The 25,580-nt window shown below is 66.2% G+C and carries 21 protein-coding genes and 1 riboswitch; of the genes, 11 read left to right on the plus strand and 10 right to left on the minus strand.

The features are described 5' to 3' along the window. Positions 1-5: 5 nt before the first annotated feature. A riboswitch (ZMP/ZTP riboswitch) is annotated at positions 6-87 on the plus strand. A gap of 19 nt (positions 88-106) precedes the next feature. Then, on the plus strand, positions 107-1,693 hold the full coding sequence (purH, locus tag ASC89_RS00695; RefSeq protein WP_055875263.1) for a bifunctional phosphoribosylaminoimidazolecarboxamide formyltransferase/IMP cyclohydrolase: 1,587 nt from the start codon (positions 107-109) through the stop codon (positions 1,691-1,693). Here the strand turns inward: purH and ASC89_RS00700 are convergent. From ASC89_RS00700 to ASC89_RS00710, 3 genes are all read right to left on the minus strand, one after another. After that, positions 1,690-2,088: a PIN domain nuclease gene (locus tag ASC89_RS00700; RefSeq protein ID WP_055875261.1), complete on the minus strand. Its 399-nt coding sequence runs from the start codon at positions 2,086-2,088 to the stop codon at positions 1,690-1,692. The two genes, purH and ASC89_RS00700, sit on opposite strands and share 4 nt — an antisense overlap. Then, a complete protein-coding gene (locus tag ASC89_RS00705; RefSeq protein ID WP_055875258.1) occupies positions 2,085-2,297 on the minus strand; it encodes a type II toxin-antitoxin system VapB family antitoxin in 213 nt (70 codons plus the stop codon). Before ASC89_RS00705 ends, ASC89_RS00700 begins: the two co-directional genes overlap by 4 nt. 111 nt (positions 2,298-2,408) lie before the next feature. Further along, entirely contained in the window at positions 2,409-3,347 is a 939-nt protein-coding gene (locus ASC89_RS00710) for a LysR family transcriptional regulator (protein WP_055875255.1), read from the minus strand. A 94-nt stretch (positions 3,348-3,441) separates the two neighbouring features. On the opposite strand from ASC89_RS00710, the gene ASC89_RS00715 reads away from it, so the two are divergent. Continuing rightward, positions 3,442-4,335: an NmrA/HSCARG family protein gene (locus tag ASC89_RS00715; RefSeq protein ID WP_055875252.1), complete on the plus strand. Its 894-nt coding sequence runs from the start codon at positions 3,442-3,444 to the stop codon at positions 4,333-4,335. Positions 4,336-4,337: 2 nt separating this feature from the next. On the opposite strand, the gene ASC89_RS00720 is transcribed toward ASC89_RS00715, so the two are convergent. Further along, positions 4,338-9,113 (minus strand): NAD-glutamate dehydrogenase, encoded by a 4,776-nt coding sequence (locus ASC89_RS00720; RefSeq protein ID WP_055875249.1) that lies wholly within the window; start codon positions 9,111-9,113, stop codon positions 4,338-4,340. Between the two features lie 143 nt (positions 9,114-9,256). Here ASC89_RS00720 and ASC89_RS00725 point away from each other — a divergent pair, with 143 nt between their 5' ends. The 3 genes from ASC89_RS00725 (at position 9,257) to ASC89_RS00735 (ending at position 12,535) form a co-directional block, all read left to right on the plus strand. Further along, on the plus strand, positions 9,257-10,612 hold the full coding sequence (locus tag ASC89_RS00725) for a lipopolysaccharide biosynthesis protein (protein WP_055993856.1): 1,356 nt from the start codon (positions 9,257-9,259) through the stop codon (positions 10,610-10,612). A 94-nt stretch (positions 10,613-10,706) separates the two neighbouring features. Continuing rightward, positions 10,707-12,110, plus strand: a complete 1,404-nt coding sequence (gene leuC / locus ASC89_RS00730) for a 3-isopropylmalate dehydratase large subunit (RefSeq protein WP_055875242.1) — start codon at positions 10,707-10,709, stop codon at positions 12,108-12,110. Beyond that, positions 12,101-12,535: a metallopeptidase family protein gene (locus ASC89_RS00735; RefSeq protein ID WP_055875240.1), complete on the plus strand. Its 435-nt coding sequence runs from the start codon at positions 12,101-12,103 to the stop codon at positions 12,533-12,535. The genes leuC and ASC89_RS00735 overlap by 10 nt, the downstream gene beginning before the upstream one ends. Positions 12,536-12,685: 150 nt before the next feature. On the opposite strand, the gene ASC89_RS00740 is transcribed toward ASC89_RS00735, so the two are convergent. Further along, entirely contained in the window at positions 12,686-13,000 is a 315-nt protein-coding gene (locus ASC89_RS00740; RefSeq protein WP_055875237.1) for a hypothetical protein, read from the minus strand. A gap of 244 nt (positions 13,001-13,244) precedes the next feature. Here ASC89_RS00740 and ASC89_RS00745 point away from each other — a divergent pair, with 244 nt between their 5' ends. Then, a complete protein-coding gene (locus ASC89_RS00745; protein WP_055993859.1) occupies positions 13,245-14,453 on the plus strand; it encodes a GGDEF domain-containing protein in 1,209 nt (402 codons plus the stop codon). A 7-nt stretch (positions 14,454-14,460) separates the two neighbouring features. Here the strand turns inward: ASC89_RS00745 and ASC89_RS00750 are convergent, their stop codons facing one another. The 3 genes from ASC89_RS00750 to deoD form a co-directional block, all read right to left on the minus strand. Next, positions 14,461-14,748, minus strand: a complete 288-nt coding sequence (locus tag ASC89_RS00750; RefSeq protein ID WP_055875231.1) for a hypothetical protein — start codon at positions 14,746-14,748, stop codon at positions 14,461-14,463. A gap of 213 nt (positions 14,749-14,961) precedes the next feature. Further along, on the minus strand, positions 14,962-15,585 hold the full coding sequence (locus ASC89_RS00755; RefSeq protein ID WP_055993862.1) for a hypothetical protein: 624 nt from the start codon (positions 15,583-15,585) through the stop codon (positions 14,962-14,964). Further along, positions 15,582-16,295 carry a purine-nucleoside phosphorylase gene (gene deoD / locus ASC89_RS00760; RefSeq protein ID WP_055875224.1) on the minus strand — a complete coding sequence of 238 codons (714 nt, stop codon included), beginning with the start codon at positions 16,293-16,295 and terminating at the stop codon, positions 15,582-15,584. The genes ASC89_RS00755 and deoD overlap by 4 nt, the downstream gene beginning before the upstream one ends. 104 nt (positions 16,296-16,399) lie before the next feature. Between deoD and argC the strand changes: the two genes are divergently transcribed. Further along, positions 16,400-17,350, plus strand: coding sequence for an N-acetyl-gamma-glutamyl-phosphate reductase (gene argC / locus ASC89_RS00765; protein WP_055993865.1), 951 nt, complete (start codon positions 16,400-16,402; stop codon positions 17,348-17,350). A 168-nt stretch (positions 17,351-17,518) separates the two neighbouring features. On the opposite strand, the gene ASC89_RS00770 is transcribed toward argC, so the two are convergent. Next, the gene (locus ASC89_RS00770; RefSeq protein ID WP_055993868.1) at positions 17,519-18,733 is read right to left on the minus strand and encodes an FAD-dependent oxidoreductase; all 1,215 of its coding nucleotides are present in this window, start codon (positions 18,731-18,733) and stop codon (positions 17,519-17,521) included. 286 nt (positions 18,734-19,019) lie between these two features. Here ASC89_RS00770 and ASC89_RS00775 point away from each other — a divergent pair, with 286 nt between their 5' ends. From ASC89_RS00775 to ASC89_RS00790, 4 genes are all read left to right on the plus strand, one after another. Further along, positions 19,020-19,358 carry a P-II family nitrogen regulator gene (locus ASC89_RS00775; protein WP_055046886.1) on the plus strand — a complete coding sequence of 113 codons (339 nt, stop codon included), beginning with the start codon at positions 19,020-19,022 and terminating at the stop codon, positions 19,356-19,358. A gap of 26 nt (positions 19,359-19,384) precedes the next feature. Then, a complete protein-coding gene (locus tag ASC89_RS00780; protein ID WP_055993869.1) occupies positions 19,385-20,740 on the plus strand; it encodes an ammonium transporter in 1,356 nt (451 codons plus the stop codon). A 518-nt stretch (positions 20,741-21,258) separates the two neighbouring features. Next, positions 21,259-22,458, plus strand: a complete 1,200-nt coding sequence (locus tag ASC89_RS00785; protein ID WP_055993872.1) for an ammonium transporter — start codon at positions 21,259-21,261, stop codon at positions 22,456-22,458. 595 nt (positions 22,459-23,053) lie between these two features. Next, positions 23,054-24,865: an ABC transporter ATP-binding protein gene (locus tag ASC89_RS00790; RefSeq protein ID WP_055993875.1), complete on the plus strand. Its 1,812-nt coding sequence runs from the start codon at positions 23,054-23,056 to the stop codon at positions 24,863-24,865. 33 nt (positions 24,866-24,898) lie between these two features. Here ASC89_RS00790 and ASC89_RS00795 read toward each other — a convergent pair whose 3' ends face one another. Then, positions 24,899-25,414, minus strand: coding sequence for an isoprenylcysteine carboxylmethyltransferase family protein (locus tag ASC89_RS00795; RefSeq protein ID WP_055993878.1), 516 nt, complete (start codon positions 25,412-25,414; stop codon positions 24,899-24,901). Between the last annotated feature and the right edge of the window lie 166 nt (positions 25,415-25,580).

The following is a 25,580-nucleotide window of genomic DNA, read 5'->3' on the forward strand; positions in this document are numbered from 1 at the left end:
AAGGCCCGCGTTCGCGCGACTGGCGAGAAGAGATGGGCCACCATCGGGGAACGCGAACGACAGCTGCCGCTCGCCTGGGCCCCCCTTCAACCGTGACGGAGCCCCCATGTCCAACGCCATTGTTCCCATCAAGCGCGCCCTCCTCAGTGTCTTCGACAAGACCGGGATGGCCGATTTCGCCAAGGCGCTGGCCGGGCTGGGCGTCGATCTGGTTTCGACCGGCGGCACCTCCAAGCTCATCGCCTCGACGGGCGCCGCCGTGCGGGACATCTCCGATCTCACCGGCTTCCCCGAGATGATGGATGGCCGGGTGAAGACGCTGCACCCCAAAGTGCATGGCGGGCTGCTCTCGGTGCGCAACAACCCCACCCACCAGGCCTCGATGGACGAGCACCAGATCGGCGCCATCGACCTCGTGGTGGTCAACCTCTACCCGTTCGAGCAAACCATCGCCAAGGGCGCCTCCTACGACGAGGCCATCGAGAACATCGATATCGGCGGCCCGGCGATGATCCGCTCGGCGGCCAAGAACCACGCCTATGTCACCGTCATCGTCGACCCCGCCGACTATGACGCGGTGCTCGAGCACATCCGCGCCTCGGGCGGCGTGCCCTATGAGCTGCGCCAGCGTCTTGCCGCCAAGGCCTATGCCCGTACCGCCGCCTATGACTCGGTGATCTCGAGCTGGTTCGCCAGAACCCTCGACTATGCCGAGATGCCGTATCGCTCCTTCGCCGGCCGGCTGAAGGAGGTGATGCGCTATGGCGAGAACCCGCACCAGTGGGCCGCCTTCTACACCACCGGCGAGCAGCGCCCCGGCGTCGCTACCGCCCGCCAGGTGCAGGGCAAGGCGCTGAGCTACAACAACCTCAACGACACCGACGCCGCGTTCGAGCTGGTGTCGGAGTTCGACCCGGCGGTGCCGGCCGTCGCCATCATCAAGCACGCCAACCCCTGCGGCTTCGCCATAGGCAAAACGCTGATCGAAGCCTATCAGCTGGCCCACCGCACCGACCCGGTTTCGGCCTTCGGCGGCATCGTGGCGTTGAACCAGACCATCGACGGGCCGACCGCCACCGAGATCGTCAAGGTGTTCACCGAGGTGATCGTCGCGCCCGACGCCACCGAGGAGGCGATCCGCATCATTGCGGCGAAGAAGAACCTCCGCCTGCTGCTGACCGGCGCGCTTGCCGACCCCAAGGCCGGCGGCCTGACGGTGAAATCGCTGGCTGGGGGCCTCTTGGTGCAGGGTCGCGACGACCGCAATGTCGATGACACCGAGTTCAAGGTGGTGACCAAAAAGCAGCCGACCGAAGCCGAGCTGCGCGACCTGAAGATCGCCATGAAAGTCGCCAAGCACGTCAAGTCGAACGCCATCATCTACGTCAGGGACGGCGCCACTGTCGGCATCGGCGCCGGCCAGATGAGCCGGCTCGATTCAAGCCGCGTCGCGCATCGGAAGGCCATCGACGCCGCCGAAGCCGCCGGCATCGAAGGCGCGCTCACCGCCAACTCGGTCGTCGCCTCCGACGCCTTCTTCCCGTTCCCCGACGGCATGCTGGCGGCGGTCGAAGCCGGCGCCACCGCAGTGATCCAGCCCGGCGGCTCGATGAACGACCAGGCGGTAATCGATGCGGCGGACGCCGCCGGCATCGCCATGATCATGACCGGGATGAGGCACTTCCGGCACTAGTGGGGGCGATACACCCGCAGGCCGAGCAGCTTCTCAAAATGCTCGAAGTCGCAATCCTGGTGCAGTAGATGGTGGCCGTGCACCATGCAAAAAGTCGCGATGATCAGGTCTGGCGTCTTGCGGAGCGCGATACCGCGGCGGCGCAGCGTACGAAAGTTCCGCGCCGCCGCAACGGCCACCGGCTCATCGAGCATCGTGGTCAGGCCGTAGTTCAGCAGCGCGTTCTCCAGCACTGCCGCGTCGCGTTCATTGGCAATACCCTGCAGCACTTCGAGTGCGACCAGATCGCCAATGACCAATTCATGTTCGGCCTCAAGGGCGCGCATGAAGCGGGTGGCCGGAGTTGCTTCGTCTCGCAAATCAGCGATAAACACCGAACTGTCGACGACGATCACTTCTTGGCAACAATTGTCGAGCCGCCTCGGATCTCGTCGAGATCGCCATCCCAACCGATACCACGCAGTGACTCCATTGCCTTGCGCAGCCGGTAGGTCTTGGCGACGCGCGTCAGCGCCTCTTCGACGGCCGCCTTTTTCGTTGTCGTCCCGGTGACCTTCATCACCTCGGCAATCAACTCGTCATCAATGTCGATGTTGGTGCGCATCACACCCTCGATGTGTATGATTGAACCATAATATACACATCGCGGGTCTACGCCTTGCCAACCCCAGTCGACCGCCGCCCGTTGCGGCGGCTGGCATCGTGGAGCGCACGTCTAGCTGGCCGCAGAAAGCTCCAACGCCTCCGGCGCGCAGCCCTCGCGCGCCGCGGCCCGGCCCAGCCGCTCGGCGGCGCGTTCGACGAAAGCCTTGACCGCCGGCGACAGGTGCCGGCTCGAGGGGTAGAGCGCGTAAACGCCGCCCACCGCCGACGCATAGTCGGGCAGCACGCGTTGCAGCCGACCGTCGGCAATGGACGGCGCCGCCGCCGAGGCCGGCAACTGCGCGATCCCAAAACCCCTGAGCACCGCCGCCGTGGCGATCTCCATGGTGTTTGCCGCGATGCGGCCGCTGACCGCAACCGTCTCTGTCCCGTCGGGTCCTTCCAGCACCCACTGCGCCCCTGCGATGGCCGACCCGGCAATGATGCAATCATGCGCCCTGAGGTCCGCGGGCAGTTTCGGCTCTCCCCGCTTCGCCAGATACTCGGGACTGGCGCACAGCACCTTGTGCGATGCTCCGAGCTTGCGCGCCACCAGCGTCGAGTCGCTGAGCGATCCGGTGCGGAAAGCGATATCGATGCCGGCTTCGACGAGATTGAGCCGGTCGTCGGTGAGCAGCAGCTCGACGCTGGCCTTTGGGTAGGTAGCGAGGAACTCGAACACCGTCTGCATCAGGAAGAACCCGGCAAAGCCGACCGGCGCCGAGACGCGAATGATTCCTGACGGTTCTGCCCGCGCCTCGGCCAGCTGCTCGTTGGCCGCCTCGATGCTGCGCAGCGCCGCACTGCTCTGCTCATAGTAGACCCGCCCGACATCGGTCGGCCTCAGGCTGCGGGTGGTCCGGTGCAGCAACCGCACCCCAACCTGCCGCTCGAGCTCGGCGACCCGGCGGCTGACGCTGGTCTTGGGCAGCCCGAGCAGCCGGGCGGCGCCGGTGAAACTGCCGGCCTCGACCACCCGGGCAAAGATCGCGACGTCGTTCAGGTCGACCATTGTAGCTCCCAACGGTACGATGTTTCCTGACTATAGCTCGTTGTCGCTCAATCCGTCAGTACCGAAATCTCCGGGACCAAACTCGGAGATCGAAATGACCACCAACAAGACCATCCTCGTTACCGGCGCTACCGGCCAGCAGGGCGGTTCAGTCGCCCGAGCCCTACTCGGCAAGGGTCACGCGGTGCGCGCCCTGACCCGCACCCCCGGGACCGAGGCCGCGCGCCGCCTCGCCGCGGCCGGAGCCGAGATCGTTGCCGGCGATTTCAGCGACCCCGGTTCGGTCGAGCGCGCCGCTCGTGGCGCCGACGCGATGTTCGTCGTCACCAGCTTCTGGGGCAATGGCCCCGAAGTGGAAACCGAGCAGGGCATCGCCGCGGTCCAGGCCGCCAAGGCAGCCGATGTCGGGCACCTGGTGTTCTCCTCGGTCGCCGACGCCAACAAGGCCACCGGCATCCCGCATTTCGAGAGCAAGTATCGCGTCGAGCAGGCGATCACTGCGCTCGGCATCCCCCACACCATCGTTGCGCCCGTCGCCTTCATGGAAAACGTGGTGGCGCCATGGGGTATCGAAGCGCTGCGCAACGGCGTCTATGCGTTCGGGCTGCCGGCCCAGCGCAGCAACCAGCTGATCGCCGTCGCCGATATCGGCGCCTTCGTTGCCGCGGTGATCGAACGCGGCGCCTCGCTGTTCGGCAAGCGCTTCGACATCGCCGGCGACCAGCTCTCCGGCACCGATCAGGCCGCCACCCTCGCGCGCGCCACCGGCCGGCCGGTGCACTACCAGGAGATCCCTCTCGCCGCGGCGCGGCAGCAGGATCCCGAGAGCGCCATCATGTTCGAATGGTTCGACCGCGTCGGCTACGACGTCGATATCCCGGCGCTGCACCAGGCCTTTCCCGAGGTCCGCTGGCACGCCTTCGACGCCTGGGCGCGCGATTTCGACTGGTCAGTCCTCGCTGCACCGTCGCAAGCCGCCAACGGCTGAGCTCAGGCGCTCCTTGCCAGGTCCCCGAGCAGGCCGGCAGCGACCGAGAGGCGCGACACCGTCATCTCGCCCTCGGTCAGTCCTTGCACCGCGTCGGCCACCCGGGCGATCGCTTCGGGATGGCCGTCGCGCCAGGCCTTGAGCCGGGTATCGACCGCCCCGTTATTGGTCGCCAGCGCATCGGCCGTCAGGTCGCGCTGCGCCCTGAGCAAGTTGGCGAGCGCCCTGTCGAGCGCCATGCGGTCGAACTTGTCGCCCAGCACAATGGCATTGCCCTCTTCGATCACCCGGCCAAGCTTGAACGTATCGAGCACGCCGAAAAAGGCGATGGCGGTATCGGCCACCGGCGTCCGCGTCCGCTCGGCCACCAGGACGATATCGGTGCCGAGCGACAGCACCGGCAATTCGGCGAAGCGCCGCGCCATCTCGCGCTTCACCCCGGCAGCTTCGAGCCGCGCCGTGCGCTCGCCGATGGTGTTTTCCAGATAGCTGCCGAGCAGCCCGCCGATCATCGCCCGTACCTGGGCGATGCCATCCTGGTAGCGATCGACCAGCGGCCTCAGCCCATGCTCGAACCGCCCGTTCCTCAAAAACCACAGCGTCTCGCGCTTCAGCAGCGCCTGCACTTCGGCATAGAGCGTCAGCTGGGTCTTGCCCGGCACGGTACCGTCGAGCCCGTCGATATCGCGGTTGAGATCCGGCGTGCCATAGACGTCGCGCGCCGCGGCATAGGCCGCCGCCACCTGCCCGGCATCGGCGCTCGAAGCCGCCATCATCTCGTTGACGAAGCCCGGCCCGCCGCGGTTGATCATGGCATTCGACAGCACCGTGGCGATCACCTCGCGGCGCAGCCGATGGTTGGTGACAGTATCCTCAAAAGTCTCGATCAGCCGGTCGGGGAAATAGCGATAGAGCTCGCGCCCCAGATACGGATCGTCCGGCACCCCGGTCTTCAGCAGGTCCGCATTGGCGACGTTCTTGGCATAGGCGAGCAGCACCGCCAGTTCCGGCCGGGTCAGCCCCTTGCCGCCCTGCGCCCGATGCCGCAGCGCCGCGTTGTCGGGCAGGAACTCCACCGCCCGGTGCAGCTCGCCCGAGGCTTCCAGCCCCTCGATCAGCGCCACATGCTCGGGGAAAGCCGCGAGCCCGCGCGCTTCCTCAACGCTCAGCGCCAATGTCTGCAGGTAATTGTTCTTCAGGCACAGCGCCGCCACCTCGTCGGTCATCGAAGCGAGGAACTCGTTGCGCACCTGCGTGGTCAGCTGCCCGGTGCGAGTGAGCGCACCGAGCGCGATCTTGATGTTCACCTCGAGGTCGGACGAGTTCACCCCGGCCGAATTGTCGATCGCATCGGTGTTGATCCGCCCGCCCTTCAGCGCGTACTCGACCCGGCCGAGCTGCGTCACTCCGAGGTTAGCGCCCTCGCCCACCACCAGCGCCCGGATCTCGGCGCCGGCGATGCGCACCGCATCGTTGGCCTTGTCGCCCGCCTGCGCCTCGGTCTCGCTGCTGGCTCGCACATAGGTGCCGATGCCGCCGAACCATAAGAGGTCGACCTGCGCCTTGAGGATGGCGCGGATCACGTCGTTGGGCGTCACCGCGTCGGAGTTGAGCCCCAGCGATTTCCGCGCCTCGGCGAATAGCGGCACCGTCTTGACGCTGCGCGAATAGACCCCGCCGCCCTTCGACAACAGCTCGGGGTTGTAATCCTGCCAGCTGGAGCGCGGCAGCTCGAACAGCCGCTGCCGTTCGGCAAGGCTCACCGCCACATCCGGGTCCGGATCGATGAAGATGTCGCGATGGTCGAACGCCGCGATCAGCCGCGTCTGCGGCGACAGCAGCATGGCGTTGCCGAACACGTCGCCACTCATGTCGCCGACACCGACCACGCTGAACGGCGTCGTCTGGATTTCGCGGTCGAGCTCGCGGAAGTGCCGCTTCACCGCCTCCCAGCCGCCACGCGCCGTGATCCCCATCTTCTTGTGGTCGTAGCCGGCCGAACCGCCCGAGGCGAAGGCGTCGCCGAGCCAGAAATCGCGATCAACCGCAATGGCGTTGGCGGTGTCGGAAAAGCTCGCCGTGCCCTTGTCGGCGGCCACCACCAGGTACGGATCGTCGCCGTCGCGCCGGATCACGTCGGGTGGCGGCACCACGGTATCGACCTCGAGATTGTCGGTGACGTCGAGCAGTGTCGAGACGAAGATCTTGTAGCAGACCGTCCCCTCGCGCAGCACCGTCTCGCGATCGGCTCCGACAGGCGTCTGCTTGGGCACGAACGCGCCTTTCGCGCCCACCGGCACGATAATGGCGTTCTTCACCTGCTGCGCTTTCACCAGCCCCAGCACCTCGGTGCGGAAATCCTCCGGCCGGTCCGACCAGCGCAAGCCGCCGCGGGCGATCGGTCCGAAACGCAGATGCAGGCCCTCGACCCGCGGCGAATAGACGAAGATCTCGCGATAGGGCTTTGGCTCCGGCAGCGCCTCGACCTTGGCGCAGTCGAACTTCAGCGCCAGCGCCGGCCGCCGCGCTCCCGACTGGTCGCGCTGGTAGGCATTGGTGCGCACCACAGCTTCGGTGAGGTTGAGGTAGCGGCGGAGGATGCGATCCTCGTCGAGCGAGGTGGTGGCTTCCACCGCTGCCGCGATGATCTCGCGCGCCTCGGCCGTGGCGCGCTTGCGGTCGCCGGCGAAATGCGGGTCGTTCTCGGCGTGGAACAGCGTCACCAGCGCCGTCGAGACATCGACATGTCGCGCCATCACCGAATTGAGGTAGTCGCGCGAATAGGGGATGCCGACCTGCTTGAGGTAGCGGGTCAGCGCCCGCAGCACCTCGACATCGTCCCAGCCGAGCCCGGCCTTCAGCGTCAGCTGGTTGAGCCCGTCGCTTTCCGCTTCCCGCCGCCATACCGCGAGAATAGCGGTTTCGATCTTTTCGCTCAGCGCCCGGTCATCGAGGTCGAGCCCGTCATCGGCCTCGAGCAGCATGTCGTGCACATAGGTCTCGGCGTCATGCAGCGGCTTGACCGTAAAGGTGTCCTCGTCGATCACCCGGAAGCCGAAATTCTCCAGCATCGGCACGCGGTCGCTGAGCGCGATCGGGCTGCCGCGGTGGTAGACCTTCAGCCCCATGGCGCTGCGGCCCTCGCGGGCCCCGAGCCGGAGCGCAATCGCTCGCTCGTCCGGCAGCAGCCGGATCACCGCGATATCGCCAAGCGCCGCCTCGGCGGAGTGCACCGCCTGATAGTCGGGCGGGAAGGCCTCGAGATAGTCGGCGATGGCGGCAGTATCCTGCGCCGCCGCCACCAGCCGGTCGCCGAAGGTGCGGATGCGCTCCGCCACCCCCGCCTCCAGCTCGTCGCGGCTCGGCGTCGGTGTCACCCCACCGTTGCGCCCGATGATGAAGTGCACCCGGACCAGTTCGCCTTCGGGGAAGCTCGGATAGAACGCCGAAACCCGCCCCTCATAGATTTGCGCCAGATAGCTGCCGATCACCGCCCGGACGTCGGAATCGTAGCGGTCGCGCGGCACGAACACGAGCACCGAGACGAAGTTGTCGAAGCGGTCGATGCGGCTCAGCACCCGCACCCGCGGCCGGTCGACGAGGCTAGCGATGATGGTCGCGAACTCGTAGAGCTGCGGCTCGGAGATCTGGAACAGCTCGTCGCGCGGAAACGTATCGAGCGCATTCATCAAAGCCTTGCCGGCATGGCTCTGCGGGTCCTGCCCGGCTTCGCGCAGCACCTCGGTGATTTTCTTCCTGATCAGTGGCACGTCGGTATTGGGCGCCGCCAGCGACATCGAGGTGAAGAGCCCGAGGATCCGCAGCTCACCCGAAATGGCGCCCTCGCGGTCGTAGAGCTTCACCCCGACATAATCCATGTAGGCGCGCCGGTGCACCCGCGAGCGGATATTGGCCTTGCTGACCATGATCGGCGCCGGCTCGGCGAGGAAGGCGAAGTGCTGCTCCGTCATCTCGACATAGTTGGGCCCCGAGCGCAGGAACAACACGCTCGGGTCCTCGAGGATGCCGAGCTCGCTGTCATGCACCGGCACGAGCCTGGCCGGTGTCGCGACGCCATCGACCTCCGTGGCCGGCTCGAGCTTATATTCCCGCATGCCGAGGAAGGTGAAATTGTGCTCGGCCAGCCAGCCGAGGAAGTGCATCGCCTCGGCCACCTGGGCCGGGGGCGCCTTGGGGGCGTGAGCGTGCCAGTCGGCCATCGCCTTCTTCACCCGCGCCAGCATCGGCCGCCAGCCGGCGACCGCCCGGCCGACATCGGTAAGCGTATCGTCGATTTCGCCCTTCAGCGCCTCGCGCAGCACGATATCGGCGAGCGGCTCGATCTCGATATGGAGGAAGCTCTCCAGCCGGCTGCCCGGCGTCGGCACGTCGAGCACCCGGTAGGTCGCCGGATCGAACTGCAGCACCGGATGGGTGATGAAGCGGATCACCCCGCCCCGCGCCCGGATCGCCGCCAGCACGCTATCGACGATGAACGGCATATCGGCCGAGAACACCTCGACGATCTCGAGCTCGCCCGGCTGTTCCGGCGGCACCACATAGACATTGTGGCTGGCGAGCTCGCGTTTGCCCAACCGGCCGTAGGATTTGCGGAACGTCGCCTCCAGCACATCGACCGGATGCATGGCGAGGTCTTCGGGATCGGTCGCCTCGGCCACTGCCCTGAGGAACCGTGCAAAGCTTGGCTCCGACGACTGGTAGCCCTCTGCCCGCGCGATCAGCGCCGCACGCGTATCGACAGCTGCCGCCTCATTCATCGCCTGACTCCCCGTCCCCCAGTGGCGGGACTCTGCGTCCGGCCGCCGCTGTTGTCGAGTGGCCACAACACAAGACGATGACGGTAAGACCTTGTGAGCATCCCCCTGCCATAGTCCGCGAACCCTCTCGTCGACGGCCCGCCATGTCCAACGCTCCCTCCGACCTTCGCGCACTGCTGCGCACCGGCCTCAGCCGGTCGCTGGCATCGCTGCTGATCAAGGTCGCCACCGCCGGGCTGACCTACCTGATGTATGTGGTGCTCTCGCGCAGCATGGGCGCCGCCGAGTACGGCTATTTCGCCTTCGGCCTGAGCCTTGCCACCATCCTCGCCATCGGCGCCTCGATGGGCCAGCAGACGGCGATCCTGCGCTACTGGCCGGAAGAGGATGTGGCCGGGAGGCACGACAAGGCCTTGTCGGCGCTGCGCTCGGGTGGCGCGCTGACGCTCATCGCCGGCCTCGTCCTCACCGCGCTGACCATTGGCGGGGCGGCGGCGGCCGGCCTGTTCGGCGGCGCGATCTGGCACCTCTATGCCGCCGCCGCCCTGATCCTGCCCATGGCCTTCGCCGAATACTGGTCTTCGGCGCTCCGGGCGCAGGGCTCAGTATGGACGGCGCTGGCGCCGCGCGACATCCTGTGGCGCGTCCTCACCCCGCTCGCCATCGTGGCGCTGTTCGCCTTGAACGCCCCGCTCACCGGCTGGCAGGCGCTGCTGCTGACCGCCGTGCTGCTGGCCGTGGCGCTGGCGCTGCAATACGCCCTCGCGCGTCTCCGGCGCTACGAGATCGCCCCGGGCTTTGCGACGCTCCGGCCCTATTGGCGCGAGCATGGCACGGCGAGCCGCTGGTTCCTCATCGGCACGGTGATCGATTCCGCCGCGCTCAACATGGACACCATCTTCATTGGCCTCCTGGTCACCGCCGAGGCCGCCGGCATTTACTTCAACGCCTTCCGCACCGCCGGGCTGCTGACCCTGTTCATGTTCGCCATAACCCTCGTGGTCGCGCCGATGGTGTCGCGCCACTACCATGCCGGCGAAATGAAGCAGGCGCAGGCGATCACTGCATTGTGTGCCTGGGCCGGTTTCGCCTTTTCGCTGGCGGTGTTCCTCGGCTACCTGGTCTTCGGCAACCAGATCCTTGCGCTGTTCGGCGATCACTCCATTGCCGGCTACTGGGTGCTGATCCTGCTCAGCATTGGCCTGCTGTTCGACGCCGCCACCGGCCCGTCGCGCATCGTCATGATGATGACCGGCCATGAGCGCGATTACGTGCGGATCTGGGGCGCCATCATGCTGGTCGGCCTGCTGCTGGAGCTGGCAGTGATTCCGGTTTTTGGGCTGATCGGCGCCGCCGCGGTCAACGCCCTGTCGCGCGCCGTGGCGCAGCTCGCCATCGCCCGCTGGAACCGCCGCCACATCGGCATCGACACCACGCTGCTGGGCGCCTTCCGCGTGCGTGGCCTCCCCGATGCACCCGCTCGCATGGCACCCTTGTAACCTCTGAGCCCTCTGCCAATCTTGACCTGACACGCGAGCGGGGCTTAGAACCCCCCGTTACTCCCTTAACCCCCGAGTGGAACCTCCAGCAAAAATGGCCGGCAGAACTCTGTACGATAAGATCTGGGACGATCACCTTGTTTCCAACAACGAGGATGGGACCAGCCTTATTTACATTGATCGCCACCTGGTCCACGAGGTGACGAGCCCGCAGGCCTTCGAGGGTCTGCGCATGAACGGCCGCAAGGTCCGGGCGCCGGAGCGCACCCTCGCCGTGGTCGACCACAACGTCCCCACCACCGACCGTTCGCTGCCCAATCCTGACCCGGAAAGCGCCATCCAGATCGCCGCGCTGGCCGAGAACACCAAGGATTTCGGCATCGAGTACTACGATCCCTTCGATAAGCGTCAGGGCATCGTGCACATCGTCGGCCCCGAGCAGGGCTTCACCCTGCCCGGCATGACCATCGTCTGCGGCGACAGCCACACCTCGACGCATGGCGCGTTCGGCGCACTGGCGCACGGCATCGGCACTTCGGAAGTCGAGCACGTGCTCGCCACCCAGACGCTGATCCAGCAGAAGGCCAAGAACATGCTGGTGCGTGTCGATGGCCAGCTGCCCGAGGGCGTCACCGCCAAGGACATCATCCTCGCCATCATCGGCGAGATCGGCACGGCCGGCGGCACCGGCCACGTCATCGAGTTCGCCGGCGAAGCCATCCGTGCGCTGTCGATGGAAGGCCGCATGACGGTCTGCAACATGACCATCGAGGGCGGCGCCCGCGCCGGCCTGATTGCGCCCGACGAGAAGACCTTCGAATACGTGAAGGGCCGGCCGCGCGCGCCGAAGGGCGCCGCCTACGACCATGCCGTCGAGTACTGGAAGACCCTCTATTCCGACGCCGACGCGCATTACGACAAGGTGGTGATCCTCGACGCGGCGAAGCTCCCGCCGATCGTTTCCTGGGGCTCGAGCCCCGAGGACGTGATCTCGGTCAATGGCGTGGTTCCCAATCCCGACGACATCCAGGACGCCAACAAGCGCGCCAGTAAGTGGCGGGCGCTCGAGTATATGGGCCTCGAGCCGGGCACCAAAATCACCGACATCACCGTCGAGCGCGTCTTCCTCGGCTCCTGCACCAATGGCCGCATCGAGGATCTCCGCGCCGCTGCCAAGGTGGTGGCCGGCCGCAAGGTTGCCGCCGGCGTCAACGCCATGGTGGTGCCGGGTTCGGGCCTCGTGAAGGAACAGGCGGAAGCCGAAGGTCTCGACGTGATCTTCAAGGATGCCGGTTTCGAGTGGCGCGAGCCGGGCTGCTCGATGTGCCTTGCCATGAACCCCGACAAGCTGAAGCCGCACGAGCGCTGCGCCTCGACCTCGAACCGCAACTTCGAGGGCCGCCAGGGCTTCAAGGGCCGCACCCACCTGGTCTCGCCGGCCATGGCGGCAGCCGCGGCGGTCACCGGCCACTTCGTCGACATTCGCGAGTGGCAGTAAGCCCCAATCCGTGGACGGAGCGCGCAGCTCCGTCCCTCGACGATTTCGAAGAGATCGCGGCAGCGGCTTTCGAGGCGCTGCCAAGAGAGTTCAAGGCGCTGGCCGGGAACGTCCCCTGCATGGTGGCCGAATTCCCTGATGAAGAGACGATGACCGAGATGGAGCTCGAAACCGAGTTCGACATTCTCGGGCTGTTTCGCGGCATCGGCCTGCCGCAGGGCGGCGCCTCGCCGCAGACCGGGCAACTGCCCAACCAGGTCTGGCTCTACCGCCGCCCCATCCTCGACTACTGGGCCGAAAGCGAAACAGAGGAAACGCTGGGTGAAATCATCACCCACGTGCTGGTGCACGAGATCGGCCACCATTTCGGCTTTTCCGACGAAGACATGGAAGCCATCGAGGCGGCGGCGGAACGGGGCCAATAGGCCGCAGACGGCCCCCTCCCGGCCTCCCCCATGAAGGGGGAGGTGAAGAGTCGAGGCTCTGTCTTCGATTGTGCCTGGTGAAGCGGCGGAGCACCTCCCCCTTCATGGGGGAGGATGGGAGGGGGCCGTCTCTCTCAGTCGATTAGCCGCTCAGTCCCGCTGGTTGCCGTCCCGCGGCACGAACTCGTAGTAGTCATCCAGCACGCCCGGGCGCTCGTCCTCGACCAGCAGCCCGTATTTCTGGCCATCGAAATGTTCGAACCATTCGTCCCAGGCCACCAGGTCGAGCCCGCCGAGCCGGTCGCCATACTGGTTCTCGCCGGCATTCAGCGCCTGCTGGTCGAACAGGATCCGCAACACCGGCGGGCCGCCGATACCGGTTGACCGGTCCTCCATGGCCGGATTGCCGGAGCGCGCCGCTGCCCAGAGCCGGATATCCTCGTGCTTGGTGAGGACCTGAGTCATTTCGATGCCTTTCTGGTCTTGTTCAGAACCCGAGCTTAGCGGGAAAACTGCTATAGCTTAAGTGGTCGCGGCGCCGTCCGGTTCCAAGTGCCGATCACCATCGAGCGCCCTGTTCGGACTTGGCTTTACGGCGCCGGTGGCTCAAACTGCGACAGCGCGCCACGGTGCTGTGGGCATGCTGTTAACCAGTTCTTTCGGGGCCACCCTTACTGTCATTCCATCATTAGGGACGCGATTGCAGGGCATGGCCGGAGCGGGCTTCATACTCGCCATCAACCTATTCATTGCCGCGCTGTTTGCGCTGGCCTTCTTCCTGGTCGGCGTGTCCAACCGGGCGGACAAGGTCGCGCCGTTCTTCTCCCTCGCTTACGTCTTCGGCATTGTCTACATCGCCTCGGAATTTATCCTGCCGCAGCAGGATTATCCGCAGTTCGCCTACACCGCCGGCTTTGCCGCCTTCCTCGGCGCCGTCACCGCGGTGACCCTGGGCGTGGCGCGGCGCTATGCTCGCCCGCTGCCCTGGGCCGGCGTCAGCGTCATCGTCATCGTGTCGGTGGCCGCCAACTGGTTCGGCTACACCCTGCCGCATGATACGGTGGAACGGAACCTGATCTACCAGACGCCTTATGCCGTCATGCAGGCCTGCGCCGCCTGGATCATCCTCGCCTCGCGCCGCCGCCAGCCGATCGATATCGGCCTCGTGGCGCTGTTCGCCCTGAGCGCCATGCAGTTCCTGTCAAAGCCCTTTGCCGCCGTGCTGCTCGGCGGTTCGGGCGACAGCTCCTACACCTACCTCGCCACCACCTATGCCCTCTATTCGCAATCGCTCGGCGCGATCCTGCAGGTGGCAACAGGGCTGCTGATGTTGATGCTGCTGGTGCGCGACATGCTGGTCGAGATCACTGCGCGCTCGGAGACCGACCCGCTGTCCTCGGTCTACAACCGCCGCGGCTTCGAGGAGCGCGCCGCCCCCGGCCTCCAGCAGGCAAGCGTGCCGGCGGCGCTGGTGCTGGCCGACCTCGATGCCTTCAAGGCCATCAACGACAATTACGGCCACGACACCGGCGACCAGGTGATCATTGCCTTCGCGGCGCTGCTGCGCGACACCGCGCCGCCAAAAGCGGTGGTCGGCCGGCTGGGTGGTGAAGAGTTCGGAGTGTTCCTGCCCGGCGCCAACCTCGCCGTCGCCCGCCTCCTGGCGGAAACGCTGCGGACCGGTTTTGCCGCACAGCCGGTGGCCGGTCTACCGCCCTTCGTGCGCTGCACCGCAAGCTTCGGCGTCGCCGAGCGCATGGACGGTGAGAGCCTTTCCGGTCTCCGCCGCCGCGCCGATGCGGCGCTCTACACCGCCAAGCGCGATGGCCGCGACCGCGTTGCTGTGGCTGGCGATCCGCATGCCGACGCGATGCCGGCCCATCCGCTGGCCGGCACCTCGCTCGCCAAATCCGCCTGAAAACGCTCTAGTTCAGGTCACGCCGCTCGACGAACTCGAACGCCGTCTTGTCGCTCACCCGCAGCGCCAGGTGCTGCCGGTCGAGCTCGGCCAGCCATGCCGTCCATGAGCAGGGGCTCATGCCGTCGTCCTGGCTCGGGGTCTCGGTCGGCGCCGCCGGCCGCGCGAAGTTCAGCGCCAGCCGCGCCCGCACCTGCCCGTTCGGATCGGGAACGCGGCGCAAAGCCGGCTTGCCATGACGCGCCGTCACCCAGTTCTGGATATCGCGGTGTTCGATGAGTGTGTGGGTATTCATTCTGGCCTCCCCTCAGATGCCCTAACTAACTTCCCAACGCCAATTCGGCGGTTCAGTTCCGCCCAGTTTGGCTCCCTCCCATGCGACATTTATGACAGGTCGAGATCGGCTCCGGCAGCCGATCTTCAGACCCCGCTGCGGGCCGCGGCGTCTTGACTTGGCCAAGCGCTTGATCGCGCTTTGAAGACGCACGTTCCTCAATTTTCGGAGGCTTCAGGCGCGGGCCCGCCGCAGCACTTTTTCCACACGCGTCCGCTTGGCGCTGGCCTCGATCGAGGTGAGTCGCGTCTCGAGCAGGCGCACGAATGCCTCTCGGTGCGCCGCGTCGATCACTGGCTGTGCCTGTTCGGCATACATCGGGAACTGGTTCGGCGCCGCGCCGTCGAGCCGCTCGAGCAGCACCGGCAGCACCTTGCTGCCATGCCCGGCCGCGGCGAGCTTGACGAGGATCGCCACCGCCTTGTCCTTGGCGATCACCGAACCCTTATCCGCCGCAACGAGGATCGCCGGCAGTTGCGCCAGCACCGCAGCAGGTTGCAGCGATGTGATCGTCTCGATCGCCTGCAACGCGCCCCAGACGTTGCGATTGTTCTTGCCGCTCAGCAGCTTGAGGAACGCCGGGGCGTGTGGTGCCACCAGCTCCGGCTTCAACGCCCCGAGCTCGTACAGCACCTTGATGGCGTCGTTGGAAACGGCAGTCGTCCCCGTCGCGAGCGCCCCGGCCAGCTCGGCGATGGCGGCGGCGTCCGGTTTTGCCGCCAGCGCCTCCGCCAGCTCGACATTGGGCTGCTCGTCATTGCGCCCCAGCGCCGAAGCGAGTTTGCCGAGGACGCTCATGCGCCGATCGCGGTGTCGAGCGCCAGGGTGATCATCTCCCTGAGCGACGACTGCCGGTCCTCGGCGCTGAGTTCGGCATGGGTGATCAGGCAATCGGTCATCGTGCAGATGGCCAGCGCCTTGCGGTCGAACCGCGCCGCCAGCGTGTAGAGCGCCGCCGCCTCCATCTCCACCCCGAGAATGCCATGCGCCGGCAGCCGGCCATAGCCGGTGAGGCCGGGCTCGATGTGGTAGAAGATGTCGGACGAGAGCATGTTGCCGACGTGGTAGCGCATCCCGGCCTTCTCGGCCCGCTCGACGCTGTCACGCAAAAGCCCGAAATCGGCGATCGGCGCGAAGTTGAACGGCGTGAAGGCGTCGCGGACAATCGCTGAGTCCGTCGTCGCGCCTTGGGCGATGATCAGGTCGCGCACCTTCACCTTGGCATTGAGCCCGCCGCAGGTGCCGACCCGGATCAGCTTCTGCAGCCCATAAACGTTGATCAGCTCGTGCACATAGATCGACAGCGATGCCTGCCCCATGCCGGTCGCCTGCACCGAAACGGGCTTCCCCTTCCAGCTGCCGGTATAGCCGAGGCAATTGCGCACCGAGTTCACCAGCCTGGCGTCTTCGAAGAAGTTCTCGGCGATCCACTTGGCACGCAAGGGGTCGCCGGGCAGCAGCACCGCCTCGGCATAGTCACCGGGCTTGGCGTGATTGTGCGGGGTCATTTCGGCCTCTCATATGATGGTGTTTGCGCCACCAAACCCTTTGCAGATGACAGAGGCAACCCCTATATGTCCCGCGCATTCAACCCCTTTATTGGGAGTCTCACATGGTCGCGAAAATCTTCATCGACGGCGAAGCCGGTACCACGGGTCTGCAGATCCGCGAGCGCCTTGCCGGCCGTCGCGACCTCGAGGTGATCTCCATCGCCCACGACAAGCGCAAGGATCTCGAGGAGCGGAAGCGCCTCCTGAACCTCGCCGATGTGGCGATCCTCTGCCTGCCTGACGACGCGGCCAAAGAGAGCGTGTCGCTGATCGAGAACGACACCACCAAGGTGATCGACGCCTCGACCGCGCATCGTATCGCCGAAGGCTGGGCCTATGGCTTTGCCGAGATGGACAAGGCGCAGTCCCAAGCCATTGCCAATGCCACGCGGGTCGGCAACCCCGGCTGCTGGCCGCAGGGCGCCATCGCAACGCTGCGCCCGCTGGTCGAGGCCGGCCTCGTGCCGGCCGATTTCCCGGTCACCGTCAACGGCATATCCGGCTATTCCGGCGGCGGCCGCACCATGATCGAGGACTATGAGGCACAGGGCGAGAACGCCAATGAGTTCGCGCTCTACGGCCTCACCTTCAAGCACAAGCACCTGCCTGAACTGCAGAAATACGCCAAGCTGGCGCATACCCCGCTGTTCCAGCCCGCCGTCGGCAATTTCCGGCAGGGGATGATCACCGCGGTGCCGCTGCAGCTCTGGACCCTGAGCAAGGTGCCGACCGGCGCGGAACTCCATGCTGCCATCGCCGACCACTTTGCGGCGATCCCGCAAAGCTTCGTCGATGTCGCGCCGCTGTCCGATCTCGAGCGCAGCCCCGAGCTCAACCCCGAGCTCTACAACGACACCAACCGCATGCGGCTGCACGTCTTCGCCAATGATGCGAAGGCTCAGGCGTTGCTGGTCGCGGTCTACGACAATCTCGGCAAGGGCGCGTCCGGCGCCGCGGTGCAAAACCTCAACCTGATGCTCGGCGTCGCCGCGGACACCAGCCTGGCGGCGTAGCCGACACTTCCAGCTCCCGCCGGTGGCTGCGGACCCCCACCCTTGATCCCTCCCCGCAAGGGGGAGGGAGACGCAGACTGCGATGTTAGTGTGAGGGTCTCCCTCCCCCTTGCGGGGAGGGGACAGGGGTGGGGGTCAGCCCGCGCCGGCAGTTCAGCAACGCAGCCCCTAGATCTGCAACCCACGCAGCAGTTTCGGCCCATTCCGATCAAGCCCGGCGGCGCGGGCGATCAGCAGGTCCTTGACCGGCGGCAGCCGGTCGACCACGCCCATGCCGAAATCGCGCAGCGCCCGCACCGGCGCGACGTCGTTCGAGAACAGTCGCACCATCCCGTCGGTCACCATCGCCATCAGCGCGGTGTCGAAGCGCCGCCAATGCTGGTAGCGCTCGAGCACGTCGGCGGCGCCATGGTCCTGCCCGAGCCGGATCGCATCGATCACCACTTCGGCCAGCGCCGCCACGTCTTTCAGCCCCAGGTTCAGTCCCTGCCCGGCCACCGGATGCACCACATGCGCCGCATCACCGATCAGCGCCAGCCGCGGCGCGACGAAGCTTTTGGCGATCTGCAAGCGCAGCGGGAAGGCCTGCAGCCCTTCCTCGAGCGTCACGCGCCCGAGGCTCGAGCCCATCACCGCCTCGATCTCGGCGGCGATCGCCTCCGCCGGCCAGCCCTTCAGCTCCGCCGCCCGCTCGCTGCTTTCGGTCCACACCAGCGATGAGCGCCGGCCCGGCAGCGGCAGGCTGGCGAATGGCCCGGCCGGCCGGAAATGCTCGTAGGCCGTGCCCTCGTGGTCGAGTTCGTGCGTGATGGTGGTGACCAGCCCGGATTGCCGGTAATCGTGCGAGATCACCTCGATCCCGGCCATGCGCCGCAGCGCCGATTGTGCCCCGTCCGAGGCGATCACCAGCGGCGCCATGATGGTGCGGCCGTCGGCAAGGCTCAGCCGCGCCATGCCGGGGTCGGCGGCAAAGCCGGTGATTTCCACCGGCGCGATGATCTCGACGCCCTCGCCCAGCGCGCCGAGCAGGGTCTCGGCCACCAGCTGGTTGGGCACCAGGTGGGCGAACGGCTCGCCCGGCGCCACATCGCCCAGAAAGCTCAGGAACAGCGGCCGCGAAATATCGCCGGTGCCGGAATCGGTGATCTTCATCTGTCTGACCGGCTCGGCGCCGATCGCCATCGCCGTCCACACCCCCAGCTCAACGAAGATGCGGCGCACTCCCGCGGCGATGGCCGAGGCGCGCTGGTCCTTGGGCACCGAGAACGGCCGTCGATCAACCAGCGCGACGCGAAGACCCTTCATCGAGCGGCTCAGCGCCAGCGCCATGGTCAGGCCCACCGGCCCGCCGCCCACGATCACGATGTCAAAGCTGTCGGCCATAGGAGAACTCCGCTTCGCCGCTATGTCGGACTTCCCATCGCGCGACGCAAGGCGATGCTTTGCCGCGTCGTACTGCTGCACAAAGTGTCAGCACCTTGATCGAATCTGCCCAACTTGTGTGCATGAGCCTTGTGCAGATCAGGCCACTGCACCGTCGCTAGGCACCGAGCATCCGTCTTTCCTTAATAGAATCATAAGCTTGGCGATTGCGGCCGCAGTTTGGCACGCGACTTGAGTCTGTTTGAGCCGATTGGAGACCGTCCAACACGTATCGAAAGGGGCATCCATGAAGCTGGTGATCGCAATCATCAAACCGTCGCGCCTGGAGGAGGTCCGCCAGGCCCTCAACTCGCTCGACGTCCACGGCATGACCGTGACCGAAGTCAAAGGCTATGGCCGGCAGAAGGGCCATTCTGAAATCTACCGCGGCACCGAGTATGCCGTGCACTTCCTGCCCAAGCTCAAGATCGAGATCGCTGTCGACGACGCCCAGTCCGACGCCATCGTCTCGGCCATCCGCGAGAGCGCCCAGACGGGCCGCATCGGTGACGGCAAGATCTTCGTGCTCGACCTGTTGGCCGTCACCCGCATCCGCACCGGCGAAACCGGCGCGGCCGCGCTCTGATGCCGCTACCCTCTGGAGAAACCCCAATGACAGACTTGAAGATGTCAAAAGTCCTGGGAGCTGCGGCACTGGCCTCGCTGGCTCTCGCCCTGCCTGCCTTCGCGCAGGACGCCGCGGCGCCGGCCGCTGAAGTCGTTCCGATCATCGACAAGGGCGACACCGCCTGGATGCTGGTCTCGACCATGGTCGTCTTCGTGATGATCGTGCCGGGCCTCGCCCTGTTCTATGGCGGCCTCGTCCGCGCCAAGAACGTGCTGTCGATCCTCAGCCAGGTACTCGGCGGCGTCGCCCTGATCGCCCTGCTCTGGGTGGCCTACGGCTACACGCTGGCCTTCGGCGGCAGCGAAGGCGGCCTGTCGCCCATCATCGGCGATTTCTCCAAGCTGTTCCTGTCGGGCGTAACGATCGAATCGACCGCCGCTACCTTCTCGGCCGGCTTCCAGCTGCCCGAACTGGTGTTCGTGGTGTTCCAGCTCACCTTCGCCTGCATCACCTCGACCCTCATCGTCGGCGGCATCGCCGAGCGCATGAAGTTCGGTGCCGTGATGCTGTTCCTGGCGCTCTGGTTCACCTTCTCCTACCTGCCGATCGCCCACATGGTCTGGGCCGGCACCGGCTACCTGTTCGGTCTCGGCGCCTATGACTTCGCCGGTGGCACCGTGGTGCACATCAACTCCGGTGTGGCCGCGCTCGTCGCCGCCATCGTCCTCGGGCCGCGCACCGGCTTCCTCAAGGAACCGATCCCGCCGCACAACCTGACCTTCGTCTTCATCGGCGCGGGCCTCCTCTGGTTCGGCTGGTTCGGCTTCAACGCCGGCTCGAACCTCGAAGCCAACGGCCTCACCGCCCAGGCCTTCCTCAACACCATCACTGCCCCGGCCGCTGCGGCCCTGGCGTGGGGCCTGGCTGAGAAGTTCACCCGCGGTCATGCCTCGCTGCTCGGCTTCGCCTCGGGCGCCGTCGCCGGCCTCGTCGCCATCACCCCGGCCGCCGGCTTTGCCGGCACCATCGGTGCGATCGTCCTCGGCGCCATCGCCGGTGTGGTCTGCCTGTGGGCCGTCGTGACGCTGAAGCCGATGTTCAAGTACGACGACTCGCTCGACGTGTTCGGCATCCATGGCGTCGGCGGCATCGTCGGCGCCCTGGGCACCGCGTTCGTCGCCAGCCCGACCTTCGGGGGGTACCCGCTGGCCGGCTACGAGATGTGGAGCCAGTTCGTCAAGCAGCTGACCGGCGTCGGGATCGCCATCGTCTGGTCGGCCGTGGTGGCGCTGATCGCCATGTTCATCGTCAAGGCAGTGTTCGGCGGCGCCCGCGTCACCGAGTCGGCCGAGAGCGATGGCCTCGACCTCTCGAGCCACGGCGAGCGCGCCTATAACTAGGCAGGAGCGTCGTCAGGAAAAGTTGCAGACTTTTCCGGTTCGACGGCGCGACCACCTAGAGCACTCGACGCGGGCGGGGACCTCCTCCCCTTCGCCCGCGTCCAACCCCGGAGAGCCGGGTTGCGGCTCGGCTCTCCCTCGGAAACCGGGCTGTTGCGCGGTTTTCCGAACCCCGCTGATCGCGGCGTGCAGCTCACGTACCTCTTGGCCCGCCACAGAGGCTTCCCACTCGCAAACCGCGTGGGCTGCACACCCCGGTCAACGGCGTCCGGGCCCGGAACAGGGACCGGCATCCGCCCCGCCAGGCGATGCCGCGTCGCCTAGTTTCTGGTCAATACCGGGTCGTTGACCGCCCAAATCTTGAGCACTTCGCTGCCTGCGAAGCCGCTGCTTATTGCCAGGCAACCTAACCTGCTGAAACCGCTGCACTCTTTCCGCCCGTTCAACTGGCACGCGGCTTGATTGCCATGCCCCCGAATGAACCCGGATGCGAGCCGGGTGTTGCTTGGGAGGCTTCAATGGCTGAGTCCGCAGGGCTCGACGTATTCTTTGTGCTGGTCGGCGCGATCCTGGTGTTCGCCATGCATGGCGGCTTCGCCTTCCTCGAGCTGGGGACGGTGCGCGGCAAGAACCAGGTCAACGCGCTGGTCAAAATCCTGGTCGATTTCGCCTTCTCGACGCTGGCCTATTTCGTCATCGGGTACAGCATCGCCTACGGCGTCACCTTCTTCCACAATGCCGCAACGCTTTCGGGCGGCGGGGCCGGTTTCGCGCCGCAGGGCTTCAGCCTGGTCAAGTTCTTCTTCCTTGCTACCTTCGCGGCGGCGGTGCCCGCCATCATCTCCGGCGGCATCGCCGAGCGCGCCAAGTTCTGGCCCCAAGTGATCGCTGCTGCCGTCATCGTCGGGCTGATCTATCCGTTCTCCGAAGGCATCGTCTGGAATGCCAATTTCGGCATCCAGGCCTGGCTTGAATCGAGCTTCGGCGCCCGCTTCCACGATTTCGCCGGCTCGATCCAGGTACATGCGCTGGGCGGCTGGCTGGCGCTCGCCGCGGTGTTGCGCATGGGCGCCCGCATCGGCCGCTACGGCCCGAACGGCCGGCCGTTTGCGCCATCCTCGATCCCGTGGCTGGCGCTCGGCACCTGGCTGCTCTGCATCGGCTGGTTCGGCTTCAACGTCATGTCGGCGCAGTCGGTCGCCGGCGTCTCCGGGCTCGTCGCCATCAACTCGCTGATGGCCATGGTCGGCGGCATTATTGCCGCCGTGGTGATCGGCCGCAACGATCCGGGCTTCACCCATAACGGCGCGCTGGCCGGCCTCGTCGCCGTCTGCGCCGGCTCCGACCTCTACCACCCGCTGGCGGCACTCGCCGTCGGTGCGGTGGCCGGCGTCATCTTCGTCAAGGGCTTCTCCTGGACCCAGGAGAAGCTCAAGGTCGACGACGTGCTCGGCGTCTGGCCGCTGCACGGCCTTTGCGGCCTGTGGGGCGGCATCGCCGCCGGCATTTTCGGGCTCGAAGCGCTGGGCGGCATGGGCGGGGTGTCGTTCGTTACCCAGCTGGTCGGCTCACTCACCGTCTCCGTCTATGCTTTCGCCGCCGGCTATGTGCTCTACTGGCTGTCCAACCGCGTCGCGCCAGTGCGCCTCAGCGACGAACAGCAACGCCGCGGCGCCGACCTGTCGATCCACTCGATCGGCGCCGAACCCGAGTTCTGAGCCGACCCGGGAACGGTTCTCCTTCCGCGCTCGTTGAGAGAGCGGAAGGAGAGTCCCATGTCTTTCATGAGCAAGGCAAAGTTCATCGATTTTCCGGCGATCGCCTTGATCATCGCGATCATCCTCGTGCCAGTCGCCATCGCGCTCGTCGTCTAGAGTGGGCCAGCTTGAAGGGGCAGCACCCACGGAGTCATTCCCGCGAAAGCGGGAACCTTCGTTTGCGGAGCGTGCGGCCAAACCGAGATCCCCGCTTCCGCAGGGATGACCGGTGCCGAACGCGACACAGTCCCCTAGCGGCACCAGTTTCCCGTCCTGCTTGCCGCAACTGAAAAACCTCTCTATGAGTCGTCTCCTTCGGCCAGCCACAGGGAGGCGCGACATGACAGCATTCCGACCTCGCCTCGCAGGGTTTACCTCCGGTCTGCACCGTTAGGTTGCCCGCGGTCCCCCTGAGGACCAATTCCCGTAAAGCGCTTCTTCCAGACTTTTCCGTCAAGTAGCGCGGCTTTCGAACCGGCCGGATTTCCGGCTCTTTTCCAGTTTTGCTCTTTTCCGGGACCGGATGGCTGCCTCGTGCGGCGTCCGGACGAACGACATGGCTTCTTCCAAGAAAACTCAGCGTGGCCAAGCCTATGGCAAAGTGCTCGGCTTCGCCGCCGCCCACTGGCGCCGGCAGCCCAGGCGCGTTGCGCTCATCATGGGCCTGTTCTTCATCGAGACCGTCGCCGACATCCTGACCCCGTTCTTTGCCGGTCGGCTGGTCGAGGCAGTGGCGAGCGGCGCCGCCACCAACGAGATCGCCTGGAACGGCGCGATGACCGCCTTCCTGGTTATCGTGGCGCTCGGCGCCGCTTCGGTGCTGGTCCGCCAGCTCGCCTTCCAGACCATCATCGCGCTCACCCTGCGCATGATGAGCGATATCGCCCAGAACGCCTTTCACCGGGTGCAGCGCTTCTCGTCGGATTGGCACGCCAACTCCTTTGCCGGCTCGACCGTGCGCAAGATCACCCGCGGCATGTGGGCGCTCGACAGCCTCAATGACGTGATCATGATGGCGCTCTTGCCCTCACTGGTGATGCTCGTGGGTACCACAGTGATGCTGAGCCTGTTCTGGCCGGTGATGGGTCTCGTCATCGGTGTCGGCTCGCTGATCTACATCACCGTCACCGTCAGCCTCTCGACCCTGTGGGTCGCGCCGGCCGCCAGCCTTGCCAATGCCTGGGATACCCGCATGGGCGGCGCGCTCGCCGATGCGGTAAGCTGCAACATCGTGGTCAAGGGCTTTGGCGCCGAGGACCGCGAGGAGGCCCGCCTCGGCCACGTCGTCGACAAGTGGCGCCGACGCACCTCGCGCACCTGGAACCGCGGCACGCTCAACGGCACCATCCAGAACACCATGCTCTGGGTGCTGCGCTGCGCCATCATCGGCTCGGGCCTGCTGCTCTGGCAGAGCGGCGCGGCGACGGCCGGTGACGTGACCTTCGTCATCACCACTTTCCTGGTGCTGCAGGGGTACCTGCGCGATATCGGCCAGCATGTCCGCAACCTGCAGCGTGCCGTCAACGACATGGAAGAGCTGGTGGCGCTCGACGACCAGAAGCTCGGCATCGAGGACAAGCCCGGCGCCAAGCCGATGCTGGTCAAGGCCGGCGCCATCGACTTCGAGCATGTCGACTTCCATTACGGCGTGCATCTGAAGCCGCTCTATCGCCAGCTCGACGTGCACATCGCGCCGGGCGAGAAGGTCGGCCTCGTCGGTCATTCCGGCTCGGGCAAGACCACCTTCGTCAAGCTGATCCAGCGCCTGCACGACGTCTCGGGCGGCCGTATCGTCATCGACGGCATCGATATCCGCGACGTGCAGCAGGCCTCGCTGCGCCAGCAGATCGCCATCGTGCAGCAGGAGCCGGTGCTGTTCCACCGCTCGCTGGCCGAGAACATCGCCTATGGCCGGCCCGGCGCCACCCGGGCCCAGATCGAGGAGGCGGCAAAACTCGCTAACGCCCACGACTTCATCGCCAAACTGCCCAAGGGCTACGAGACGCTGGTGGGCGAACGCGGCATCAAGCTCTCGGGCGGTGAGCGCCAGCGCGTCGCCATTGCCCGCGCCTTCCTGTCCGATGCGCACGTCCTGATTCTCGACGAAGCGACCTCCAGCCTCGACAGCGAAAGCGAGCTGCTGATCCAGCAGGCGATGGAGCGGCTGATGGTCGGCCGCACCACCATCGTCATCGCGCACCGGCTCTCGACCGTGCGGGCGCTCGATCGCCTCCTGGTGTTCGACGGCGGCAAGGTGGTTGAGGAAGGCACGCACGAACAGCTGGTGAAACGCGACGGCGGCATCTACCGCCGGTTGTTCGAACGCCAGGCGCTCGAACTGATCAAGGGCCTCGAAGCGGCCGAATAGCAATCCCGACCCGGTCCGGTTCTCCGGGCCGGGTCACTCCTTCGGAGTCCACGGCGTCAGCCGCGGGATCCAGCGCCGGACATTGGCTTTGTAGCGCTCGTACCGCGCGCCAAAACTGCGGGCCAGCGTCGGCTCTTCGTAGCTGATGACGAACAGGTGGACGATCAGCCAGATCGCCGCGCCATAGGCGAGGACGGCAAGATTGCCGAACAGCAGGCCCTGCCCGAGGATCAGCGACACCACTGCCACATACATCGGGTTGCGCACGAACCGGTAGGAGCCGGTGACCACCAGCGTCTCGGTCGGATAGACCGGCGCCGGCGTCCCCCGGCCTTGCAGTGCGAAACGGGCGAAGGTTTCGACCAGCAACACCGCTCCCAGCAGCAACAGCGACCCGCCGAGCCAGCGCAGCGGCTCGATGCCAGCAAGCGCCGGTCCCACCTGCCAGCCGGAAATCCAGTACGGAATCAGCCCGGCCACGACGCCCGGCGCCACGAACAGGAAGATCACCGAACCGGTGATCGGCGCGATGCGGCTGTTTCCCGGCATGAGCTGCTCTCCATTCGGCGAGGGAGGCTAGCGCGTCGGTGTTGGCTGTCAAATGATCGGCACTCGGAGCGTGTGGCCACCCCCACCCTTGATCCCTCCCCACAAGGGGGAGGGAGAACTGACTGATAGTCTCGGTTCCATCGTCTCCCTCCCCTTGATGGGGAGG

The organism is Devosia sp. Root413D1 (genome assembly GCF_001425235.1).
GTDB lineage: Bacteria > Pseudomonadota > Alphaproteobacteria > Rhizobiales > Devosiaceae > Devosia_A.